This is a genomic window from Pseudomonas sp. Y24-6 (assembly GCF_020295325.1).
Taxonomy (GTDB): domain Bacteria; phylum Pseudomonadota; class Gammaproteobacteria; order Pseudomonadales; family Pseudomonadaceae; genus Aquipseudomonas; species Aquipseudomonas gregormendelii.
This window is the reverse complement of the sequence record NZ_JACBXG010000001.1, coordinates 747,148-764,738: the sequence shown is the minus strand read 5'-3', so window position 1 is coordinate 764,738 and position 17,591 is coordinate 747,148. Positions and strand designations below refer to the sequence as shown.

32 protein-coding genes are annotated in these 17,591 nt (G+C 59.4%); all 32 read left to right on the top strand.

Going from position 1 to position 17,591, the window contains the following annotated elements; translation table 11 throughout:
• Positions 1-50: 50 nt before the first annotated feature.
• The 32 genes from HYI44_RS29500 (at position 51) to HYI44_RS03495 (ending at position 17,590) form a co-directional block, all read left to right on the top strand.
• The gene (locus tag HYI44_RS29500; RefSeq protein ID WP_412548470.1) at positions 51-311 is read left to right on the top strand and encodes a replication protein P; all 261 of its coding nucleotides are present in this window, start codon (positions 51-53) and stop codon (positions 309-311) included.
• Positions 312-318: 7 nt separating this feature from the next.
• Positions 319-855 carry a replication protein P gene (locus tag HYI44_RS03645; protein ID WP_412548469.1) on the top strand — a complete coding sequence of 179 codons (537 nt, stop codon included), beginning with the start codon at positions 319-321 and terminating at the stop codon, positions 853-855.
• On the top strand, positions 852-1,130 hold the full coding sequence (locus HYI44_RS03640) for a hypothetical protein (protein WP_225568814.1): 279 nt from the start codon (positions 852-854) through the stop codon (positions 1,128-1,130). Before HYI44_RS03645 ends, HYI44_RS03640 begins: the two co-directional genes overlap by 4 nt.
• Positions 1,131-1,212: 82 nt before the next feature.
• Positions 1,213-1,539, top strand: coding sequence for a hypothetical protein (locus HYI44_RS03635; protein WP_225568813.1), 327 nt, complete (start codon positions 1,213-1,215; stop codon positions 1,537-1,539).
• Entirely contained in the window at positions 1,536-1,784 is a 249-nt protein-coding gene (locus tag HYI44_RS03630) for a hypothetical protein (protein ID WP_225568812.1), read from the top strand. Before HYI44_RS03635 ends, HYI44_RS03630 begins: the two co-directional genes overlap by 4 nt.
• Positions 1,781-2,200, top strand: coding sequence for a recombination protein NinB (locus tag HYI44_RS03625; RefSeq protein ID WP_225568811.1), 420 nt, complete (start codon positions 1,781-1,783; stop codon positions 2,198-2,200). The genes HYI44_RS03630 and HYI44_RS03625 overlap by 4 nt, the downstream gene beginning before the upstream one ends.
• Positions 2,200-2,781, top strand: a complete 582-nt coding sequence (locus HYI44_RS03620; RefSeq protein WP_225568810.1) for a recombination protein NinG — start codon at positions 2,200-2,202, stop codon at positions 2,779-2,781. The genes HYI44_RS03625 and HYI44_RS03620 overlap by 1 nt, the downstream gene beginning before the upstream one ends.
• Positions 2,778-3,452, top strand: coding sequence for a hypothetical protein (locus HYI44_RS03615; RefSeq protein WP_225568809.1), 675 nt, complete (start codon positions 2,778-2,780; stop codon positions 3,450-3,452). Before HYI44_RS03620 ends, HYI44_RS03615 begins: the two co-directional genes overlap by 4 nt.
• Before the next feature lie 222 nt (positions 3,453-3,674).
• A complete protein-coding gene (locus HYI44_RS03610) occupies positions 3,675-3,914 on the top strand; it encodes a hypothetical protein (protein ID WP_225568808.1) in 240 nt (79 codons plus the stop codon).
• Positions 3,915-4,203: 289 nt separating this feature from the next.
• Positions 4,204-4,521: a hypothetical protein gene (locus HYI44_RS03605; protein ID WP_225568807.1), complete on the top strand. Its 318-nt coding sequence runs from the start codon at positions 4,204-4,206 to the stop codon at positions 4,519-4,521.
• Positions 4,518-4,757, top strand: coding sequence for a hypothetical protein (locus HYI44_RS03600; RefSeq protein ID WP_225568806.1), 240 nt, complete (start codon positions 4,518-4,520; stop codon positions 4,755-4,757). Before HYI44_RS03605 ends, HYI44_RS03600 begins: the two co-directional genes overlap by 4 nt.
• Positions 4,741-4,935, top strand: a complete 195-nt coding sequence (locus tag HYI44_RS03595) for a hypothetical protein (RefSeq protein ID WP_225568805.1) — start codon at positions 4,741-4,743, stop codon at positions 4,933-4,935. Before HYI44_RS03600 ends, HYI44_RS03595 begins: the two co-directional genes overlap by 17 nt.
• A gap of 58 nt (positions 4,936-4,993) precedes the next feature.
• On the top strand, positions 4,994-5,185 hold the full coding sequence (locus HYI44_RS03590) for a hypothetical protein (RefSeq protein WP_225568804.1): 192 nt from the start codon (positions 4,994-4,996) through the stop codon (positions 5,183-5,185).
• Positions 5,182-5,370, top strand: coding sequence for a hypothetical protein (locus HYI44_RS03585; protein WP_225568803.1), 189 nt, complete (start codon positions 5,182-5,184; stop codon positions 5,368-5,370). Before HYI44_RS03590 ends, HYI44_RS03585 begins: the two co-directional genes overlap by 4 nt.
• Positions 5,367-5,840, top strand: coding sequence for a proteasome subunit beta (locus HYI44_RS03580; RefSeq protein WP_225568802.1), 474 nt, complete (start codon positions 5,367-5,369; stop codon positions 5,838-5,840). The genes HYI44_RS03585 and HYI44_RS03580 overlap by 4 nt, the downstream gene beginning before the upstream one ends.
• A complete protein-coding gene (locus HYI44_RS03575; protein ID WP_225568801.1) occupies positions 5,806-6,429 on the top strand; it encodes a putative metallopeptidase in 624 nt (207 codons plus the stop codon). The genes HYI44_RS03580 and HYI44_RS03575 overlap by 35 nt, the downstream gene beginning before the upstream one ends.
• Before the next feature lie 32 nt (positions 6,430-6,461).
• Complete coding sequence (locus HYI44_RS03570; protein WP_225568800.1) at positions 6,462-6,923, top strand: DUF2280 domain-containing protein; 462 nt, start codon at positions 6,462-6,464, stop codon at positions 6,921-6,923.
• The gene (locus tag HYI44_RS03565; protein WP_225568799.1) at positions 6,910-8,211 is read left to right on the top strand and encodes a terminase large subunit domain-containing protein; all 1,302 of its coding nucleotides are present in this window, start codon (positions 6,910-6,912) and stop codon (positions 8,209-8,211) included. Before HYI44_RS03570 ends, HYI44_RS03565 begins: the two co-directional genes overlap by 14 nt.
• Positions 8,212-8,213: 2 nt before the next feature.
• Positions 8,214-9,590, top strand: coding sequence for a DUF4055 domain-containing protein (locus tag HYI44_RS03560; protein ID WP_225568798.1), 1,377 nt, complete (start codon positions 8,214-8,216; stop codon positions 9,588-9,590).
• Between the two features lie 3 nt (positions 9,591-9,593).
• Positions 9,594-10,652 carry a phage minor head protein gene (locus HYI44_RS03555; RefSeq protein WP_225568797.1) on the top strand — a complete coding sequence of 353 codons (1,059 nt, stop codon included), beginning with the start codon at positions 9,594-9,596 and terminating at the stop codon, positions 10,650-10,652.
• Between the two features lie 58 nt (positions 10,653-10,710).
• Positions 10,711-11,070 (top strand): Gp49 family protein, encoded by a 360-nt coding sequence (locus HYI44_RS03550; RefSeq protein WP_225568796.1) that lies wholly within the window; start codon positions 10,711-10,713, stop codon positions 11,068-11,070.
• Between the two features lie 103 nt (positions 11,071-11,173).
• On the top strand, positions 11,174-11,908 hold the full coding sequence (locus HYI44_RS03545) for a DUF6651 domain-containing protein (RefSeq protein WP_225568795.1): 735 nt from the start codon (positions 11,174-11,176) through the stop codon (positions 11,906-11,908).
• A 9-nt stretch (positions 11,909-11,917) separates the two neighbouring features.
• Complete coding sequence (locus HYI44_RS03540) at positions 11,918-12,886, top strand: major capsid protein (RefSeq protein WP_225568794.1); 969 nt, start codon at positions 11,918-11,920, stop codon at positions 12,884-12,886.
• A gap of 49 nt (positions 12,887-12,935) precedes the next feature.
• Positions 12,936-13,112 (top strand): hypothetical protein, encoded by a 177-nt coding sequence (locus tag HYI44_RS03535; RefSeq protein WP_155401140.1) that lies wholly within the window; start codon positions 12,936-12,938, stop codon positions 13,110-13,112.
• A 3-nt stretch (positions 13,113-13,115) separates the two neighbouring features.
• Positions 13,116-13,493, top strand: coding sequence for a hypothetical protein (locus HYI44_RS03530; protein ID WP_225568793.1), 378 nt, complete (start codon positions 13,116-13,118; stop codon positions 13,491-13,493).
• 2 nt (positions 13,494-13,495) lie between these two features.
• The gene (locus HYI44_RS03525; protein ID WP_225568828.1) at positions 13,496-13,879 is read left to right on the top strand and encodes a glutamate 5-kinase; all 384 of its coding nucleotides are present in this window, start codon (positions 13,496-13,498) and stop codon (positions 13,877-13,879) included.
• Positions 13,880-13,882: 3 nt separating this feature from the next.
• The gene (locus HYI44_RS03520; RefSeq protein ID WP_225568792.1) at positions 13,883-14,263 is read left to right on the top strand and encodes an HK97 gp10 family phage protein; all 381 of its coding nucleotides are present in this window, start codon (positions 13,883-13,885) and stop codon (positions 14,261-14,263) included.
• A complete protein-coding gene (locus HYI44_RS03515) occupies positions 14,260-14,658 on the top strand; it encodes a phage tail terminator-like protein (RefSeq protein WP_225568791.1) in 399 nt (132 codons plus the stop codon). Before HYI44_RS03520 ends, HYI44_RS03515 begins: the two co-directional genes overlap by 4 nt.
• Before the next feature lie 89 nt (positions 14,659-14,747).
• Positions 14,748-15,917: a phage tail tube protein gene (locus tag HYI44_RS03510; RefSeq protein WP_225568790.1), complete on the top strand. Its 1,170-nt coding sequence runs from the start codon at positions 14,748-14,750 to the stop codon at positions 15,915-15,917.
• A gap of 47 nt (positions 15,918-15,964) precedes the next feature.
• The gene (locus HYI44_RS03505; protein WP_225568789.1) at positions 15,965-16,480 is read left to right on the top strand and encodes a hypothetical protein; all 516 of its coding nucleotides are present in this window, start codon (positions 15,965-15,967) and stop codon (positions 16,478-16,480) included.
• Positions 16,481-16,810: 330 nt separating this feature from the next.
• Positions 16,811-17,137, top strand: coding sequence for an outer membrane protein assembly factor BamE (gene bamE / locus HYI44_RS03500; protein ID WP_225568788.1), 327 nt, complete (start codon positions 16,811-16,813; stop codon positions 17,135-17,137).
• Between the two features lie 15 nt (positions 17,138-17,152).
• Positions 17,153-17,590 (top strand): zinc ribbon domain-containing protein, encoded by a 438-nt coding sequence (locus HYI44_RS03495; RefSeq protein WP_225568787.1) that lies wholly within the window; start codon positions 17,153-17,155, stop codon positions 17,588-17,590.
• Position 17,591: the final 1 nt, after the last annotated feature.

Below are 17,591 nucleotides of genomic sequence, written 5' to 3'. Positions count from 1 at the left end.
GGCCCAGACTTCTACGACCAGACCTGGCGCTCTGATACGAGCGACGACCTATGAGAGCCGTCAACTCGCTGACCACCAAGGCAGCCGGGGCGATCCGCACGGGCAACATTCCGGCCATTGCGGAACCGCTGGGCACCGTTGACGACGCGACAGCCGAAGTTGTTGAGCGGCTGTTCCGCCAGCTTCAAGCCATATTCCCGGCCCACAAGCAGGCTTGGCCCGATGACAAGGCGTTGGCCGCTGCTCGCCGCAGCTGGACCAAGGGTTTCATGNGCCATATTCCCGGCCCACAAGCAGGCTTGGCCCGATGACAAGGCGTTGGCCGCTGCTCGCCGCAGCTGGACCAAGGGTTTCATGGTGGCGGGTATCTGCACCCTGGAGCACATCCGCTTCGGAATCGAGCAGTGCCGCAAGAGCGGATCACCGTTCGCGCCAAGCATCGGCCAGTTCATAGGCTGGTGCACGCCCGGGCCTGAGGCTTACGGCATGCCCTCGGCAGCTGACGCATGGATGGAGGCCCTGATGGGCACAGCCAGCCATGAAGCGGTGCGAATCGCTGCCAATGCGACGGGGAAGTTCGATCTGGCGAAGGCCAAGCAAGACGACAAGGCGATGCGCGCTCGTTTCGACCGCAACTACCAGATCGTGCTGCGACGCGCCCAGGCCGGGGAACCGCTCGACGGCAAGATCCTCACCGGCATCGGGCACGACAGCCAGAAATCTGCGCTGCAACTGGCTGAAGAGTTGGCCGACCAACAGGCTCAGGCGCGAATCATCCAGCAAGGAATCCCGGTGGACGGCGCCTCGGCGCGTCAGTTGCTGATGGCGAAATTTGGCAAGAGGGCTGCGCAATGACCGACAAGATGCGTGAAGAGTTTGAAGTGTGGATGAGCTGTGCCGAACAAGGCCCGAAGACCCATCCGGTTTGGCTGATGTATGACGCGAACACCAACACGTACCAGCTGGACAAGATACAGGGCCGCTGGGTGGTTTGGCAGGCATCCCGCGAGGCTCTGGTGATTGAGTGGCCCGACCAGCACACATACACCACTCCCGATGTGGCAGGCGCGGCGATTCTTGATTGTATGACCGCCTTCAGCAAGGCCAAAGGCTTGAAGGTGACGCCATGAACATCGCGATCACAACAGCCTGCACCCTGGCTGGTTTCTCCATCGGCGTGTTCTGCGTCCTGATCACAATGGCGGTGACGGCATGAGCGACCACAGCGAACTGAAGAAACTGGCGGTTTATTGCACCGGCCTAAATGGTGCCGCCTGGTATGCCGAGGGCTCGAAAGCACTTGAGTCAATTCCCTGCTTTTCCGCAGAGGCGTTCATTGCGGCCGCAACCCCAGCAGCAGTCCTGGCCCTGATCGCCGAGAACGAGGCGCTGCGCAAGCTGGCCCCGAGCAAAGAAATCATCTGGTGCGCCTGCGGTGACGGTCATGCAGCGAACAGCTACGGAGCTGGGTTCATGGACGCAAACAATGGCGTTTGCGCGAATTGCGACGCCGCCATGGGCAAGGGAGAGCAGTCATGAGCACCGAGTTCGCAATTCTCAGCATCGCCGCCGGCCTGTTGTTCATGGTGGCGCTGGGCGCCTGCATATTCGTCGCGCTACGGGAGCCAACCCAAGAAGAGGTCGATGCGTTCCCGCTAGGGCTTATGGAATCGTTTTATTGCGACCAACTGAAAGTGCGGGCAGCCGAGGCGCGGAAGAAGGCCACCCGGAAGTTCCGCCGTCCGCTTCGCTGGAAGGTTCGCGCAAAGGGAGGTAGGGCATGAGCACCGAGTTTGCTATCCGCGACCAACGAGACGTCAATCGACTGATGGGCTTCTTCCACGGCTCCGACTTCACCAAGCCGAAAATGGTGGTGATCAAAGACGTGGATCGGTCCGCCGAACAGAACGCCAAGCTGCACGCCATGTTGACCGACATATCCAAACAGGTGCGCCACGCTGAGAAAGAGTGGTCCGTACTGATCTGGAAACGCCTGCTGACTGCTGCGTGGCTGCGTGAGGCTGGCGATCAGCCGCAATTGATACCAGCGCTCGATGGGCACGGCTTCGATGTCGTGTACGAGCGCACAAGCAAACTGAGCGTGAAGCAGTGCGCGGACCTCATCACCTGGATCGAATGCTTCGGCGCCGAGCACCAGGTGCGCTGGACGCAAAAAGATCATTGGCAGGGGAGGTACTGATGCTCGCCATCAAACAACCCAAAGCCAAGAGCTGCAAGAACCCCGCGTGCAGGGCCTCATTCGTCCCGCAGCGCCTCGGGCAAGCTGTGTGCAACTACACCTGCGGACTGGCGATCAAGGAAGTGAATCAGGAGAAGGCGCGCAAGTCGCTGGCCCAGGTCGAACGCCGCGAGATCAAGGTTCGCAAGGAGAAGCTGAAGAGCCGGGCCGAGCACCTAAAAGATACGCAGATCGCCTTCAACGCCTGGGTGCGCGAGCGTGACGCCGAGCTTCCATGCATCAGCTGCGGCCGACACCACCAAGGCAAGTACGACGCCGGGCATTACCGCACCGTAGGAAGCAATCCCGCACTCAGGTTCGAGCCGCTCAATTGCCACAAGCAGTGCGTGCCATGCAACCAGCACAAGTCGGGCGACATCGTGAATTACCGCATAGCACTGGTGAAGCGGATCGGCGCCGAAGCCGTGGACTGGCTGGAAGGCCCTCATGAGGCCAAGAAGTACACCGTCGAAGAGTTGAAGGCGATGACCGCCGACTACCGGGCGAAGACCAGAGATTTGAAAAAGGGAGCAGCAGCATGAAACTGATCAACGCAAGGCAGGTATGGACCGAAGCTCAGCACGAATCGAACGCGTCGATCAGCGCTGTGGCAATCGAGCAGGGCGCCGCGGCTCCGGTGAAGAGTGCGCGCATTCGTCGGCATGAGGCTGTGTTCGCCGCTCTGGGCGAGGACAAGGAGGAACGTATCCAGATAGTGCGGCAGAAGATCAGCATCAGCGAGACTCGCCGCACGCCAATTGGTCGGTCCACCGCTCGCGCCGCGCACCTGGCCACGATCGGGAAGGTGCTGCGGGCAATCGACACACTTCCGTTCCAGGTGCAGCAGTTCGGTCACTACCTGTACCACCCGGCGATGAACATGCGGCACCTGCTGAATGCGGTGCTGCTTGTAACTGCGAAGGCTCAACTGCCAGACCTGACATCAGCCAAGCGGGTGAAGGCTCAGTATTTGGTGACGCTGGCCCTGCAGTCGTACAAAGGCGAAGTGCATGGAGCAGCGGAGTGGGGGCCGGCCCGGGTGGCGTCAGAGATGCACGCCTTCTTCGGGGTCACGATCGATCCGAAGAACTGGACCCGCGACTGGCTCGACCTCTGGGAATCCCTGAAAGAAGTCGTGAAGGAAGTGGATATACAGGCTCAGCAACCTGTATGGCAGGTGATCCACGCGGAGAAAGACCAAGAGGCGGCATAATCATATTGACATGACGGCGTTTTCAAGGTACTTTTCCCATAGTGCACAAGTAACGCGAAACGCACACCAAACCCTGAACCCGGCCATTGCGCCGGGTTTTTTCGTTTTCGGCACAGCCACACCCATTGCTCCGAGCTGGGAGTGCTGCTGTCGCCGACTCCATCACCGCAGGCGAAAGACTGGAAAGACCCTCCTGCCATATCGACGCCAGAGGATCTACCCATGTCTCACATCACCCGCTGCAAAATGACTCTTCGCTCCAAAGGGCCTGTTCAGGGCTCATCGGAATCACTGACCCGTTTGCACTTCGGTGCGGTGTGGTCGGCCAATCCTGCTGAAGAGGATGCGATCTACGGCAAGTACACCCCATACGGCGAATACGTCGTGAACGTGGCTGCCGATCGAGCTGAGCATTTCGAGGAAGGGAAGGACTACTACTTCGACATCTCGCCAGCTTTCTGATTCACCGCAGCCAGGGCGGCCTCACGGAAGGCCTGGACACTGATAAGCCGGCAAGTGCAGTGCTACGACAAAACACCGGCAGCCCGCGTACCTCGTCCTCACCATGCTTACGGGGTAGCGCGAGACCGAATCTGCGAGATCGATGCATTAGGGCGTCGACGTAGAGAGGGTCTTTGGCTGACAGCGTGGAAAGACATGCGCACCTATTGAGGGCCTCAGCATCTGCTGGGGCTTTTTCGTTTTGGGCTCTGCCCAGGCCACGCAGGCCATTTTTATTCCGGTACCGCCCATGACTGAAGTCTCGCGCATTGCAGACAGCACCACATTCAAGGTCGCTGTCCCGATACTGCAAACGATCCTGTCGGCCGGTGCCATTGGTGCGTTTGTGTATGTGGTCGGATCACTCGGCTCGCTCCAAGTCCAGCTCGCCGCCTACCAAACCAATCAGGCCCTGATCGGCCAGAGGGTTGACTCTTTGGAGCGCTCAAGGGAGTCGACAGACAAGTTCGTCGATTCCCTTCGCACATCAGTCCAGCGCCAAGAGTTCCAGATCAATCAACTCGGGGAGGGCCTAAAAGGGCTCGCCCAGATGGGTAGGCCAAAATGAAGATTCTCCTGATCGTCCTCATGCTGCTCACCGGCTGCGCGCAGAAAGAAACGATCAAGGAGCCTGCCCAGGTTCACCGCACCACCATCCACCGATACGTCAGCACCCAGTGTGCGCCTGACGACGACCATGCCACTGCACTGCGACAGGCCCTGAACAGCCGCGATCGCTGGAAGCGGTATGCCGAAAGCCTCGAAAAACTACCTGGAGCAAAGATTAATGACCCTGATCGATAACTGGAAACAAGCACTGAGCCTGACCAGTGTTCAGGCCGGCGGCGCAATCGCAATCCTCGGCATGGCCGAACAAGTGATGCCATCGCTCCAGGCCGTGCTGCCGCCGATTGCCTATGGCGTGCTGGGTGTCCTGGTGATGATTGCCCGGGTGATCCTGCAGCCCAAGCTGACGAAGTAACCGAATCCGCGACACGTTTCGCGAGCAAGCAAATTGTGTCGCGGCATTGGAGTATCGCATGACGAACGTAACCCGCCTGCGCCATGCGCTGCCCCTTGGCGCAGACATCAACAAGGCTGTGGTCGAGCTGGATGCTGCAGTCGCCAAGGCAATCGATGCGGCCAAGACTGCAGGTTTGCCTCAAGGCCTTGTGGTGGCAATCCTCCACGGACAGGCTCACGCCCAGACACACGAAATGGTGAAGGCATGACCGCTGACATCCACGACATAGCCGACCAGAGGCCGCACCTGACAGTGGTAGCTGATGACGGTGTCCACGTGCTGCCCTGTGCCCTTGTGCGCTCAGTAATCGCCGGCGATAAACCATCAGCCATTCTGAGCGAGCCAGTAGTGCGCCGGGTCATTGAAGAATGGCTGCAGCAGGTGAGCGCATGACGACTATTGCCTACAAAGACGGCGTTATCGCCTATGACTCTCGCGTCACTCGTGGATCACTCATCGACCACGACGACTACGAGAAGCTTATCCATAGGAATGGGCATCAGTTCCTGTTTACGGGTTGCGGTGCGGACTTTGCCGCCTTGATGGATGAGTTCTTCGGCGTGAAGGCCGGTGATAAGCCGCTCGACGCGAACGGGCTGGTCGTCACTAATGGCAGGCTTTGCCAGATTGGTCGCGACGCCGAGAGTGGATTCTGGTTGGACGAGGTGTGGATGGAGCGTTCGTTTGCCATCGGAAGCGGACGCGACTTCGCGCTCGCTGCGATGGATATGGGCGCAACAGCCAAGGAAGCTGTCGAGGCTGCCGCGAAGCGTGATGTCTACACAGGCGGCACGATCCGCACGCTGATCATTGACGAGAGGAGGGCTGATGCAAAGACCACTCCCGCCGGCAGCGCTACTTGAGCTGTCAGACCTGTCCAGCTTCGGGATTCGCCTGACTCCCGCCCCTGAAGTGTGGGAATGGCTCCAGACCGAGATCCTTTCCGACACCGGCAGCATCCACAACGAAGACCACGCCCATCTTATCGACGCTGACATCCGTGTGATGTGGGCATCGTCTGCATTCAGCAAGAAGGGTCGCACTGTAGTAGGCCAGGCCGAAGAGGTGGCGTTCCGTGCGGGTGGCTGGCAGAAGGCGCGGATGGAGCAACAGATGATGGATTGGTTCGGCGATGTGCCGGCCTACATCATCACGCTCGCCGCTGACTACTGCGCTCAGTGCTCTGACGCTGACTTCTGCGCACTGGTCGAGCATGAGCTTTATCACATCGCCCAGGCGACGGATAGGTACGGCGCCCCAAGGTTCACACAGGAAGGATTGCCCAAGCTGGAGATGCGCGGCCATGACGTCGAAGAGTTCGTCGGTGTGGTCCGTCGCTATGGGGCAAGCCCTGATGTGCAGGAGCTGGTGGACGCTGCAAACAAACCTGCTGAGGTAGGGAAATTGAACATATCGAGGGCCTGCGGAACCTGTCTGCTCAAGTCGGCCTGAGTTCCTGACGGGTTTTGACGGATGACAACCATATGGCAGTGCTACGAAGCGAGGTCAAAGCCTTCATTGTTCAGGCGCTTGCCTGCTTTGATACGCCATCTCAAGTTGTTGAGTCGGTCAAGAAAGAATTTGGCCTTGAGCTGAGCCGGCAGCAGTGCGAATCCCACGACCCGACAAAGTTCGCTGGTCGAGGCCTGGGTGCGAAGTGGACTGAGCTTTTCCATGGCGCCCGCAAGAAGTTTCGCGAAGAGACGGAAGACATCCCGATCGCCAACCGTGCGTATCGACTGCGCGCTCTTGGCCGCATGGCTGAGAAGGCCGAGAACATGAAGAACATGGCGCTGACTGCCCAGTTGCTGGAGCAAGCCGCCAAAGAAGTGGGTGACATCTATGTCAACCGGAACCGCAAGGACGATCCGGATGATGAGCCGGCAATCCCGACCCGCATTCAGGTGGATGTAGTGGACGCGAGGAAGCCGAATGCCGAGCCTTAATGTCCCGCAGTCAAAATTCTTACAGCTTCCCCACAAGTTCAAAGCCTTCGTTGCCGGCTTCGGTTCTGGCAAGACGTGGGTTGGCTGCTCCGCGCTGAGCAAGCACTTCATGGAGTGGCCAGGCGTCAACGCTGGTTACTTCGCACCGACTTACCCGCAGATCCGGGACATCTTCTATCCGACCATGGATGAGGTGGCCTTTGACTGGGGGCTGAAGACCAAGATCAATCAGGCGAACCATGAGGTTCACATCTACAGCGGCCGGCAGTACCGCGGCACTGTGATCTGTCGGTCGATGGAGAAGCCGCAGACGATTGTCGGTTTCAAGATCGGTCACGCACTGGTCGACGAGCTGGACGTCCTGACCGCGATCAAGGCTCAGCAGGCCTGGCGCAAGATCATTGCCCGGATGCGCTACAACCTGCCCGGGCTGCGCAACGGCGTGGACGTAACGACGACCCCGGAAGGGTTCAAGTTCGTCTACCAGCAGTTCCTCAAGCAGGTGCGGGACAAGCCGTCCCTGGGCGCCATGTACGGTCTGGTGCAGGCGAGCACGTTCGACAACGAACTGAACCTGCCGCCTGACTATATCGAATCGCTGATGGAGTCGTACCCGCCGCAGCTGATCCTGGCCTATCTCAATGGCCAGTTCGTCAACTTGGCGTCTGGAACGATCTACACGGCGTACGACCGCAAGCTGAACAGTTGTTTCGACACCGTGCAGCCAGGCGAGCCCCTGTTTATCGGCATGGACTTCAACGTCGGCAAGATGGCGGCAATCACGCACGTCAAGCGCCATACCGGCCTTCCGCGTGCTGCTGATGAGCTGGTGGATGGCTACGACACGCCCGACATGATCAGGCGCATCAAGGAGCGCTACTGGCGTCACAACGGCAAGGATTACGAGAAGACCTGCGAAATCAGGATCTACCCGGATGCCTCGGGCGGTTCTCGAAAGTCGGTCAACGCGAGCGAGACGGACATTGCCATCCTTCGGCAGGCGGGCTTCTCGGTCATCGCGCCGGCGGCCAACCCGCCTGTGAAGGACCGGATCAACGCCATGAACGCGATGTTCTGCAATGCGCAGGGCGAGCGGCGTTACCTGGTGAATCCGTTCACCTGTCCGACCTACGCGGACGGCCTGGAGCAGCAGGTGTGGTCGCCCAATGGCGAGCCAGACAAGAAATCAGGCGTCGACCACGCGAACGACGCCGGCGGCTACTTCATCCATCACGACTACCCGATCATCAAGCCGGTAGTGGTCACCACCCAATCCCTGAGAATCTAAATATGAGCAACGACCCAAACGCCACGCTGGATGCGGTGGAGCGCATGCGTGCCTATTGGGCCGTAGTTGCGCCGCTGATGGATGGAACGCAGGGGATGCGCAGGGCAGGGAAGGCATTGCTGCCGCAATTCCCCGCAGAACTGGACGACACTTACAAAGAGCGCCTGGCGCTGTCCACGCTGCTGCCGGTCTACGCCGAGACGGTCAACAACATGACGTCGCGGGTATTCGCCGAGCCGCTACAGCTGGGCGAGGATATCCCTGACGACATCAAGGCGCTGTGCAGCGACATCGACCTGGCCGGCAACGACCTCAACTCTTGGTCGGTTGAGTTGTTTCGCAACGGGCTGAGCCATGGCTTGTGCCACGCACTCGTCGACTATCAGTCAACCCGAGACGCCGGAGGCAATCCGCTCTATAAGACTCGGGCAGAAGAGATCGCGGCCGGGGTTCGCCCTTATGCCGTCATCGTGAGACCGGATCAGGTGCTGGGCTGGCGGTTCAGTGCAGGCGTACTGATGCAAATTCGCTACAAAGAAGTGGTCGAGATTCCCGACGGCGATTTCGGAACGAAATGCATCGATCAAATTCGGGTGCTTGAGCCTGGGATCTGGAAGACCTATCGCGTTGCCGCTGATGGCGGGGCCTGGGCGATCCATGAGGAGGGAACGACCAGCCTTTCGTACATTCCCTGGGTCACCTTCTACGCGGGCCGCACCGGGGCACTGACGGCCAAGCCGCCACTACTGGAGCTGGCCTATCTCAACGTCAAGCATTGGCAGTCCCAGAGCGATCAGGACAACCTTCTGCACGTCGCCCGGGTGCCGCTGCTGTTCGTGTTCACCAGCGACGAGCAATTCAAGCTGGTCATCAGCTCCGGCAGCGCTACCCGCATGCCAAAAGATGGCGACGCCAAGTATGTCGAACACACCGGTGCCGCCATCGAGGCCGGGCGGCAATCGCTGCAGGATCTGATCGATGAGATGCGCATGGCCGGGGCGAAACTGCTCCAGCGTGACAAGCAGCAGGTGAAAACGGCGGCCCAGGCCAACGAAGAGGCAGCGCAGGAGCTGTCCCCTCTGGCGCGCCTGGCTGGCCAGTTCTCCGACTGCATCGCCCAGGTACTTCAGATATTCGCCGACTACCGCGGCGTGACTGAGGGCGGTCATGTCGAGATGCGCGGAAACTTCGACAGCGACTTCGCTCCAGAGGTCAGCTTGCCGTCACTGATCAGCATGGCAACGGCCGGAAAGATCAGCGACGAAACTCTCTACTCCGAAATGCAGCGCCGCGGCGTCATCAGCGACGAACTGGATTGGACGAAGGAGCTTGCTCGGATACTTACCCAACCCAGCAAAGGCGTGAGCCTGGACGATTAACCCATGGGCAGCGACCAGATCAGCGAGACAATCCGCAACGCAGTCTTGCTGGAAAGCCTCAAGTCCAGCGAGGTCGAGAAGTTCGCGCCATTCCTCAAACGGATCGATCAGTCGCTACGGGAGCAGCTTGGGAAGGGCGAGCTAACCGACTTCAAGCGCGCCCGACTGGACGAAATGCTCAAGCAGGTTGACGAGGCTCTGGCCGGCATCCTGGTCGAGTACACCGATCAGATGCAGCTGGATCTAATGGACGTTGCGGCATGGCAGGCTGGCGCAGAGGCCGCCGTGATCGCTGTCGCTGTGCCGAGCTATACCGCGAGCATCCCAGCGCTCTCAACCCTCAAGACGGCCGCCTTCAGGTCGCCGCTAGGGGTTAAGGGTGCAGATGGCGGAAAGCTACTGACTCCATTCATTGAAGACTGGAGCAAGTCCGAGCGATCCCGGGTCACTGGCGCAATACGGCAAGGGTGGTTCGAGGGCAAGACTAACTCCGAGATCATCCGCACGCTGCGCGGCACCAAGGATATGAAGTATGCGGACGGCCTGCTGGCCATCACCAGCCGCAACGCCGATGCCGTAACACGCACTGCAATTCAGCACGTTGCAGGCCAGGCGCGCAATCAGTTCGCCAAGCAGAACAGCGACATCGTGCGGGGCGTGCAGATCATTGCCACGCTGGATGGTCGCACTACCGCTTACTGCCGATCAGCAGACGGCACCGAGTACGCGATTGACGAAGGTCCACGACCTCCGTTCCATGTCCGCTGCCGGACTAGCTTCATCCTGCTGCTCAAGGATGCGCCGTCACTGGGCGCCTTGGCTGACCGGTCGAGCATGAACGGCCAGGTCAAGGCGGATACCACCTATTACGAGTGGATCAAGACGCAGCCTGCCGCCTTTCAGGATGCAGTCATCGGCAAGTCCAGGGCGAAGCTGTTCCGCGATGGCGGTATGACGCCTGAGCAGTTCTCTGACCTGCAGATCGGCAACAACTTCAAGCCGCGCACGCTTGATCAGCTCAGGCAGATGGTGCCAGAGGCATTCGACCGAGCCGGCCTGTAACCACAAACCAAATCATTCAGGTCCGGCCAGTGTCGGGCTTTAGCTTATGGAGATCGATGTGAGCGACCAAGCAATCGAGAAAGAGATCCAGGACAAAGGCCTGACCGCGCCGCGCATCACGCCGGCAGACCTGCAGGGCAACATCGTGGATTGCTACTACTTCACCGCCGAGGATGGCGCGAAGGGTGCGCTGGAGCAATACACCCAGCTGTGCGGCTATCACGACTGCCTGCGCCTGCTGACCTTCTGCGTCCTGGTGCTGAAGAACGGCTTCACGGTGACCGGCGAGAGCGCCTGCGCATCGCCTGAGAACTTCGACCCTGAGATCGGCCGCAAGATCGCACGGCAGAACGCCGAGCAGAAAATCTGGCCGCTGATGGGCTACGAGCTGAAGCAGCGCCTACACGACGCCAAGTAGTCAGCAATCGAATCAAATACGCCTCGCACTTGCGGGGCTTTTTATTGCCTGTCTGTTCGGATGAGCGGGGCGCACTGGGCCGGATGGCTCGCAAGGAGACAAGATGAAACTCAAGCTCGACGAAAACGGCCATGTAGTTGTCCAGGAAGGCAAACCGGTTTATGTGCACGACGATGGGAAGGAAGTGGTTTTCGATGCCCCTGGCACCGTGTCCACCATTACCCGCCTGAATGCCGAGGCCAAGAGTCACCGCGAGCGCGCAGAGACTGCCGAGAAGACCCTGAAAGGGTTTGACGGTATCGCTGACCCTGCCGCAGCCCGCAATGCGCTGGACGTTGTGTCCAAGTTGGATCAGAAAAAACTGGTGGATGCCGGCGAAATCGACACGGTACGCAACGAAATCAGCAAGGCCTTCCAAACCCAGCTGGATGAAGCCAACGGAAAGGCGCAGACCTACGAGCAGCAGCTGTATGCCGAGAAGATCGGCGGCAGTTTTGCCCGCTCGAAGTATATCGCCGACAAGCTGGCCGTTCCGGTCGACATGGTGCAAGCCACTTTCGGCCAGAACCTGAAGATCGAGGAAGGCAAGGTCGTCGCTTACGACGCCCAAGGCCAGAAGATTTTCAGCCGCGCTCGCCCAGGTGAACTGGCCGACTTCGACGAAGCCATCGAGACGCTTGTTTCGCAGTACCCCCACCGCGACCACATCCTGAAGAGCTCCGATGCCAATGGCGGCGGCGCACAGGGCAGTGGCGGCGGTAATTCCGGCGTCAAGGGCAACTTTGGCGGCAGCAAAGCAGATCGTGTAGCAGCCATTAAGGCCATGACCGCAAGTTAAGGAGCAACTATGTCCCTGTCGAACATGAAGGTATTCAACGAGTACCTGAAGAAAACCACCATCGAAACCCTGGCGCAGGACGTTGAGAAATTCAACGCCGCCTCCGCTGGCTCCATCCGCCTGACCACTCAAGGCATCGACGGCGACTTCCTGCAAGAGTCGTTCTGGGCTGGCCTGCACAGCGCCCAGCGCCGTGTTGACCGTTACGCAGCCAACGGCGCGCAGGCTGCCACCCCGCTGACCCAGAAGCAGTACGACTCGGTGAAGATCGCAGGCGGCTTCGGCCCGATCCTGTGGGAGCCTTCGCAGCTGTCGTGGGTTCAGAAGAACCCTGAAGAAGCCCTGGAAGTGATCAGCCGCAACCTGTCCGAAGCCATCATGTCGGATCAGCTGAACACCGCCATCGCCGCCCTGGTCGCCGCTATCGGCAACCAGCCATCCGCCACCAACGACGTTTCCGCCACTGCCGGCGTGGACTACGTTGCCATCAACAACGCGCACGCGCTGTTCGGTGATGCCTCGCAGCGTCTCATTGCCCAGGTAATGACTGGCGCCATGTACCACAAGCTGATCGGCAAAAACCTGGTCAACGCCGAAAAGCTGTTCACCTTCAGCGGTGTGCAGGTTGTCGACATCCTGGGCAAGGCCGTGATCATCACCGACGCCGCCGCGCTGTACGAGGCTGGCACCCCGAACAAGCAGAAGGTGCTGAGCTTGGCTGACGGCGCTGCGATGGTGATGGATGGTTCCGACCTGATCACCAACATCCAGACCTCCAACGGCAAGGAGCGCATCGAGACCACCATGCAGGCCGACTACACCTTCGGCATGGGTCTCAAGGGCTACACCTGGGATACGGCAAACGGTGGCAAGTCTCCGACCAGCGCCGAGCTGGCCACCGGCACCAACTGGGATCTGGTTGCGAACAGCATCAAGGCCTCGGCTGGCGTTATCACCGTCGGTGACGCTACCAAGTAATCGAGACGGCGGCCTTCGGGTCGCCTAATCCACCTGCCAGGAGTCCAACATGGACGAGAAAGTCGTTTACGAGAAACACCCGGTCACCGCTGAGCGCAAGGCTGAACTGCGCCAGAAGGGCTACAAGATCATCGACGCCAAGTTCGCGCCGGATGACTACAAGCACCCCGAGCCGATCAAGGCCGCGAAGTCCGGCGGCGCAAGCCAGAAGGCCGAACAGGAATAACCCATGACCGACTTCATCACTGTTGCAGACGTTGACGCATTGCTGGGGTCGGACTGGGCGGGTGCCGGTGATCCGGTTCTGTCTGTGATGCAGGCCAACGCCTGGCTGACCAGCAAGATTAAGCGTCCTGTTCCCGCCGAAGTACCGGCCGAGATCAAGCAGGCCGGCGCCCAAGTTGCAAAAGTCGCCTCGACGGGCGATCTGTACAAGGCAACGCAAAAGGAAGTTCTGAGCAAGACCGTTTCGGCAACTTCCGGGACATCCGTCAGCAAGACCTATGCCGAAGGCTCTACTGACTTGTCGCAGGGTGAGAATCTCGCCATTGCCCTGATCTATCCATGGACCACCGGAACCAACTCGATTCCGATGGTAAGGGGCTGACCATGGGCTTGCGCGACGAGATTCAGGCCGAACTGGCAGAGGCGTTCGACGATGATCTGGCGGATGCGGTATCGGCTTTCACAGGGAATTACATCGCGCCAGGCGAGTGGGACCCGGTCGAGGAAGTGTCTACCGGTGGGCCGATGACCTACACCGGGCGCGGCGTGCTGGCCAAGTACGAAACCAAGCGCATCGACAATATCAACATCCTTTCGGGCGACCTGCAGCTGATCGCGCTGACCAATGAGGTCACCGACCGGCCTGCCGAGGGTCACGCGATAACGGCGCCCGACCTGGCCGACCGGACCAAGAGCATCAGCTACCTGGTCAAGGGCGTGCAGGTTGATCCTGCATCGGCCACCTACCAGATTCAGCTGAGGAAGTGACCTATGGCCAGAGGGTGGAGTGTGCCGCCGAGCCTGTTCATGGGCGCGGTAGAGAAGGACTTATCGAAGAAGATCAGGACCATCGCGATTCAGCTTCTCAACGAGGTGACTATGCGCATGCCGGTGCTGTCCGGTCGCGCTCGAGGTAACACCATCGTTAGCATTGGATCGCCGGTTTATCAGGTTCTTGATCGCTATGACAAGGATGGCGGACCTACGATCATGGAGGGCGCAACCCGTCTAACCGGTCTTGAGCCGTATTCGATTGTATTTTTGCAAAATAATCTGCCGTACATAGAAAAGCTCGAATCGGGCAGCTCGAAAAAGGCCCCGACCGGTATGTTCGGCGCAGCATTCAATAGCGTGGCGAGGGCCAACCAATGACCTTCGAACAGATCCGCAGCATCATCACCACGCGCATGACGCAGTGGACCGGCATCCCGGCGGCGAGCGTTGATTATCCAAACCCGCCAAAGCCGTTCGATCCGGCAGGGAAAGCGATATGGGCCAGGCTGGCCGATGTACCCGGCCTGTCTAGTGCGCCCGAGATTGGCCTGACGCCATGCGTGCGCAGAACTGGCGTCATCATCATTCAGCTGTTCGTCAAGACCTACTCGGGCACGCTCGCCATCACCAAGGCGGCTGACACTCTGGTCCAGCACTTCCAGTTCTTCAGCCAGGACGGTTTCGACTGTTTCGCCGTGTCGACCAATACCGTCGGCGACGATGGTCTTGGCTGGTATCAGGTAAACATTCAGGTTCCCTATCGAGCGAGCTGATCGCTATCGGTCAAACCAGCAAGCCTAATCGATCCAGCTAATCCCGCCATGAGCGGGTTTTTTTATGCCCGCAGAAAGGAGACATACCCATGTCGTCAGGAGCAAAGGTCGCTACGGCCTATGTTGAAGAAGTAACCCAGGGCGTCACGCCCGCAACTGGCTGGAAAGAGCTGATCCGTACCTCGTTCGGTATCGGCCCAACCCAGAACACCGCTGAGAACAACGAGATCTCGCAGAACCGCATGTCGCAAGGCACGTCGGCGACCACCGTTGATGTCGCTGGCGAGATCGGCCAGAAGTGGCGCTACGGCGGCGCGATCGATGACTTCCTCGAGTCCTGCTTCGGCAGTCGCTGGAACAACAACGTCCTGACCATGGGCGATGAGCGCATCAGCTACTCCTTGGCATCGTTCGCCAGTGACGTGTTGGTGTCATCGATCGCCCGCGGTGCCCAGGTCGCCAGCATGGCCTTCACCTTCGGTACCGACGACGACATCACCATCGCCACCAACCTGACGGCAATCGGCTGGGAAGGCAAGGTAGACGCCACACCGTATTTCGCCAGTGCTGCGCCCGAGGCAAACGCCGACCGGTTCAACTTCAAGAACTTCACCAGCCTGACCCTGGACGGTGTCGAGGCCACGCCGGAAAGCGGAACCTGCATCAGTGCCATGGACCTGACGTTCGACAACAACGTTCAGACCCAGCGATGCATCAACAACGGCGCATTCGTTGGCAACGTCATCCCGACGATCTTCGGCGCTACCGGCTCGATCACCATTGCGTGGTCCGCCGCCTCTTACGCCCTGTGGATCAAGCAGCAGTCGGGTGGATCGGTAGCCCTGAGCTTCACGCTTGAAAACGATGATGGACGCTACACCTTCAGCTTGCCGGAAATGGAAGTGAACGGCGATTGGCCTGATGGCGGCGCCACCGATGTGATCGAGGTACAGCTGAATGTTGCTGCACGCCGCACGCCGCCAACCATTACCCGGGCGCCGTATGTGGCACCTACCAGCGTGTCGGTTGCCCCGGCCTCCGTGTCGATTGCCGTAGCAGCTACCCAGCAGCTGACCGCGACCGTCAGCCCGGCCGGAGCTAGCCAGGCGGTCACCTGGTCGATCAGCGATCCGACCAAGGCAACCATTTCGCCGTCCGGACTGGTCACTGGCATCGCCGCCGGCTCGGCCGTAGCGACTGCCACCAGCGTGTCTGATCCGACCAAGACGGTAACCCGCAACATCACCGTCACCGTTTAAACCTCACGACCGCCGCCCTGTAGCAGGGGCGGCAACAAGGATTCCGCATGACCTTCATCCTGAAGAAGAAAGACCCGCTGGACACGCTGTCTACCCGCTGGATTGAGCCGGTTCCAGGGCTGCGCCTGCAGGTAGGTTCCTCGGCGCGATCGGGCTACACCAGTGACTTCCGCCAGATTCAGCGGCACTTGGAATTCGCATCGCGCCAGATGGGCGTTGGTACCGAAGACTTCGACATCCTCAAAAAATCCGCGCTGGAGATTCCGGACCCGGACATCCTTTTCGTCGAGCTCGCGTGCAAACACCTGGTCGTTGACTGGGAAGGCGTGGCTGAGGCGGAAGATCCAGAAACCCCGGCGCCGTACACACCTGCGCGCGGCGTCGTTCTGATTGAGCAGATGCCCGAGGTTTACTTCCTCGTTCTGAAGACCGCCAACGACATCGCCCTGCGCCAAAAGGAGCAAGTCGCCGAGACAGTGGAAAAGCCCTTGCCGCCTACCGCTGGGCAGCCGAGTGGGCGGGCCCCGAAAACGACCGCAAAAGAAAAGTCCGCGAAAAGCTGAGGATCGATATCCCTGAGCCGCCAGAGGCGGACGGGGTAACGGCTGACATTCTTCAGGCCTACTACGTCGTCAGCCGAGGGCGCCAGTATGTCGGCATGAACGGCGCTCCGGCTCCACTCTCTGTCGGAGCACTGAATGAATACTTGGCAGCCTACGGCGAGCAATACCCACGCGAGGAGTTCGACGCTGTGATCTTCGCTCTCGACGACGATTTTCGCAGCATGTGGGCGGAGAGCAACAAGCCTAAAGAGAAGTAGTGGCGCCAATACGGTGCTTGGGCTCCTGCTCTGGGTGGTGGTAGATTGCCGCTATCTAATAGGGAGATTCAAAATGCTTAGGTTCATTGCTATTTGTCTGACGGCGCTGATGCTGGGGGGCTGCGCCAGTAGCGGTCAGAAAATTACGCCGGATCGTATTTCGCAAATCGAGGTAGGCAAGACAACGGTAGAGCAGATGAGCGATCTGTTTGGCTCTCCAACAAGCCAGTCCTACGGAACCGAAGGAAAGCTAGCAATGAACTGGGTCTATGTCTTTGTCGGACCATTCGGGATGGGCATGAAGCAACAGTCGCTCGCCGTCCTCTTCAATGAAGACAACAAGGTCGAAAAGTACAATGTTCTTGATGCCGCTCCGGGCGGTGTCCGCTTCGGCCCTTGATAGCAGGGAGGCGTCATGCAAATTCTCATTGTCATTTTGCTCGCCATTATTGCCATATCTGTGGCACCGTGGATTGTTGGACTGCTCGCTCTCGGGCTTGGCGCATATGGAGTGGTGATCGCTATAGGGGCCGGACTCGCCGCCGCCCTTCTGCTTGCTGTTGGTCTATGGCATCTAATCGCCATGCTTCGATCGGATCTCAAAAAAAGAAAGATCGCTGAGCAGCAGCGCACAGATCTTGAAAAAACTCTGCGCGACCAGGCCATTAATGCCTTGGAATCAAAGAGGAGAGCCGAAGCCAGGGAAGCAGAAATCGCCTTGGAGGCTGATCGAAAAGAGCAGGCAAGAGTCAAGCGTCTGGTGCCGTGTCCGCATTGCGCAAGCCAAATAGCCAAGGGAAGCATGTTTTGTCCTGTGTGCGGCAAGCAGCCTATTAGCACGAGACCAGCTTAGG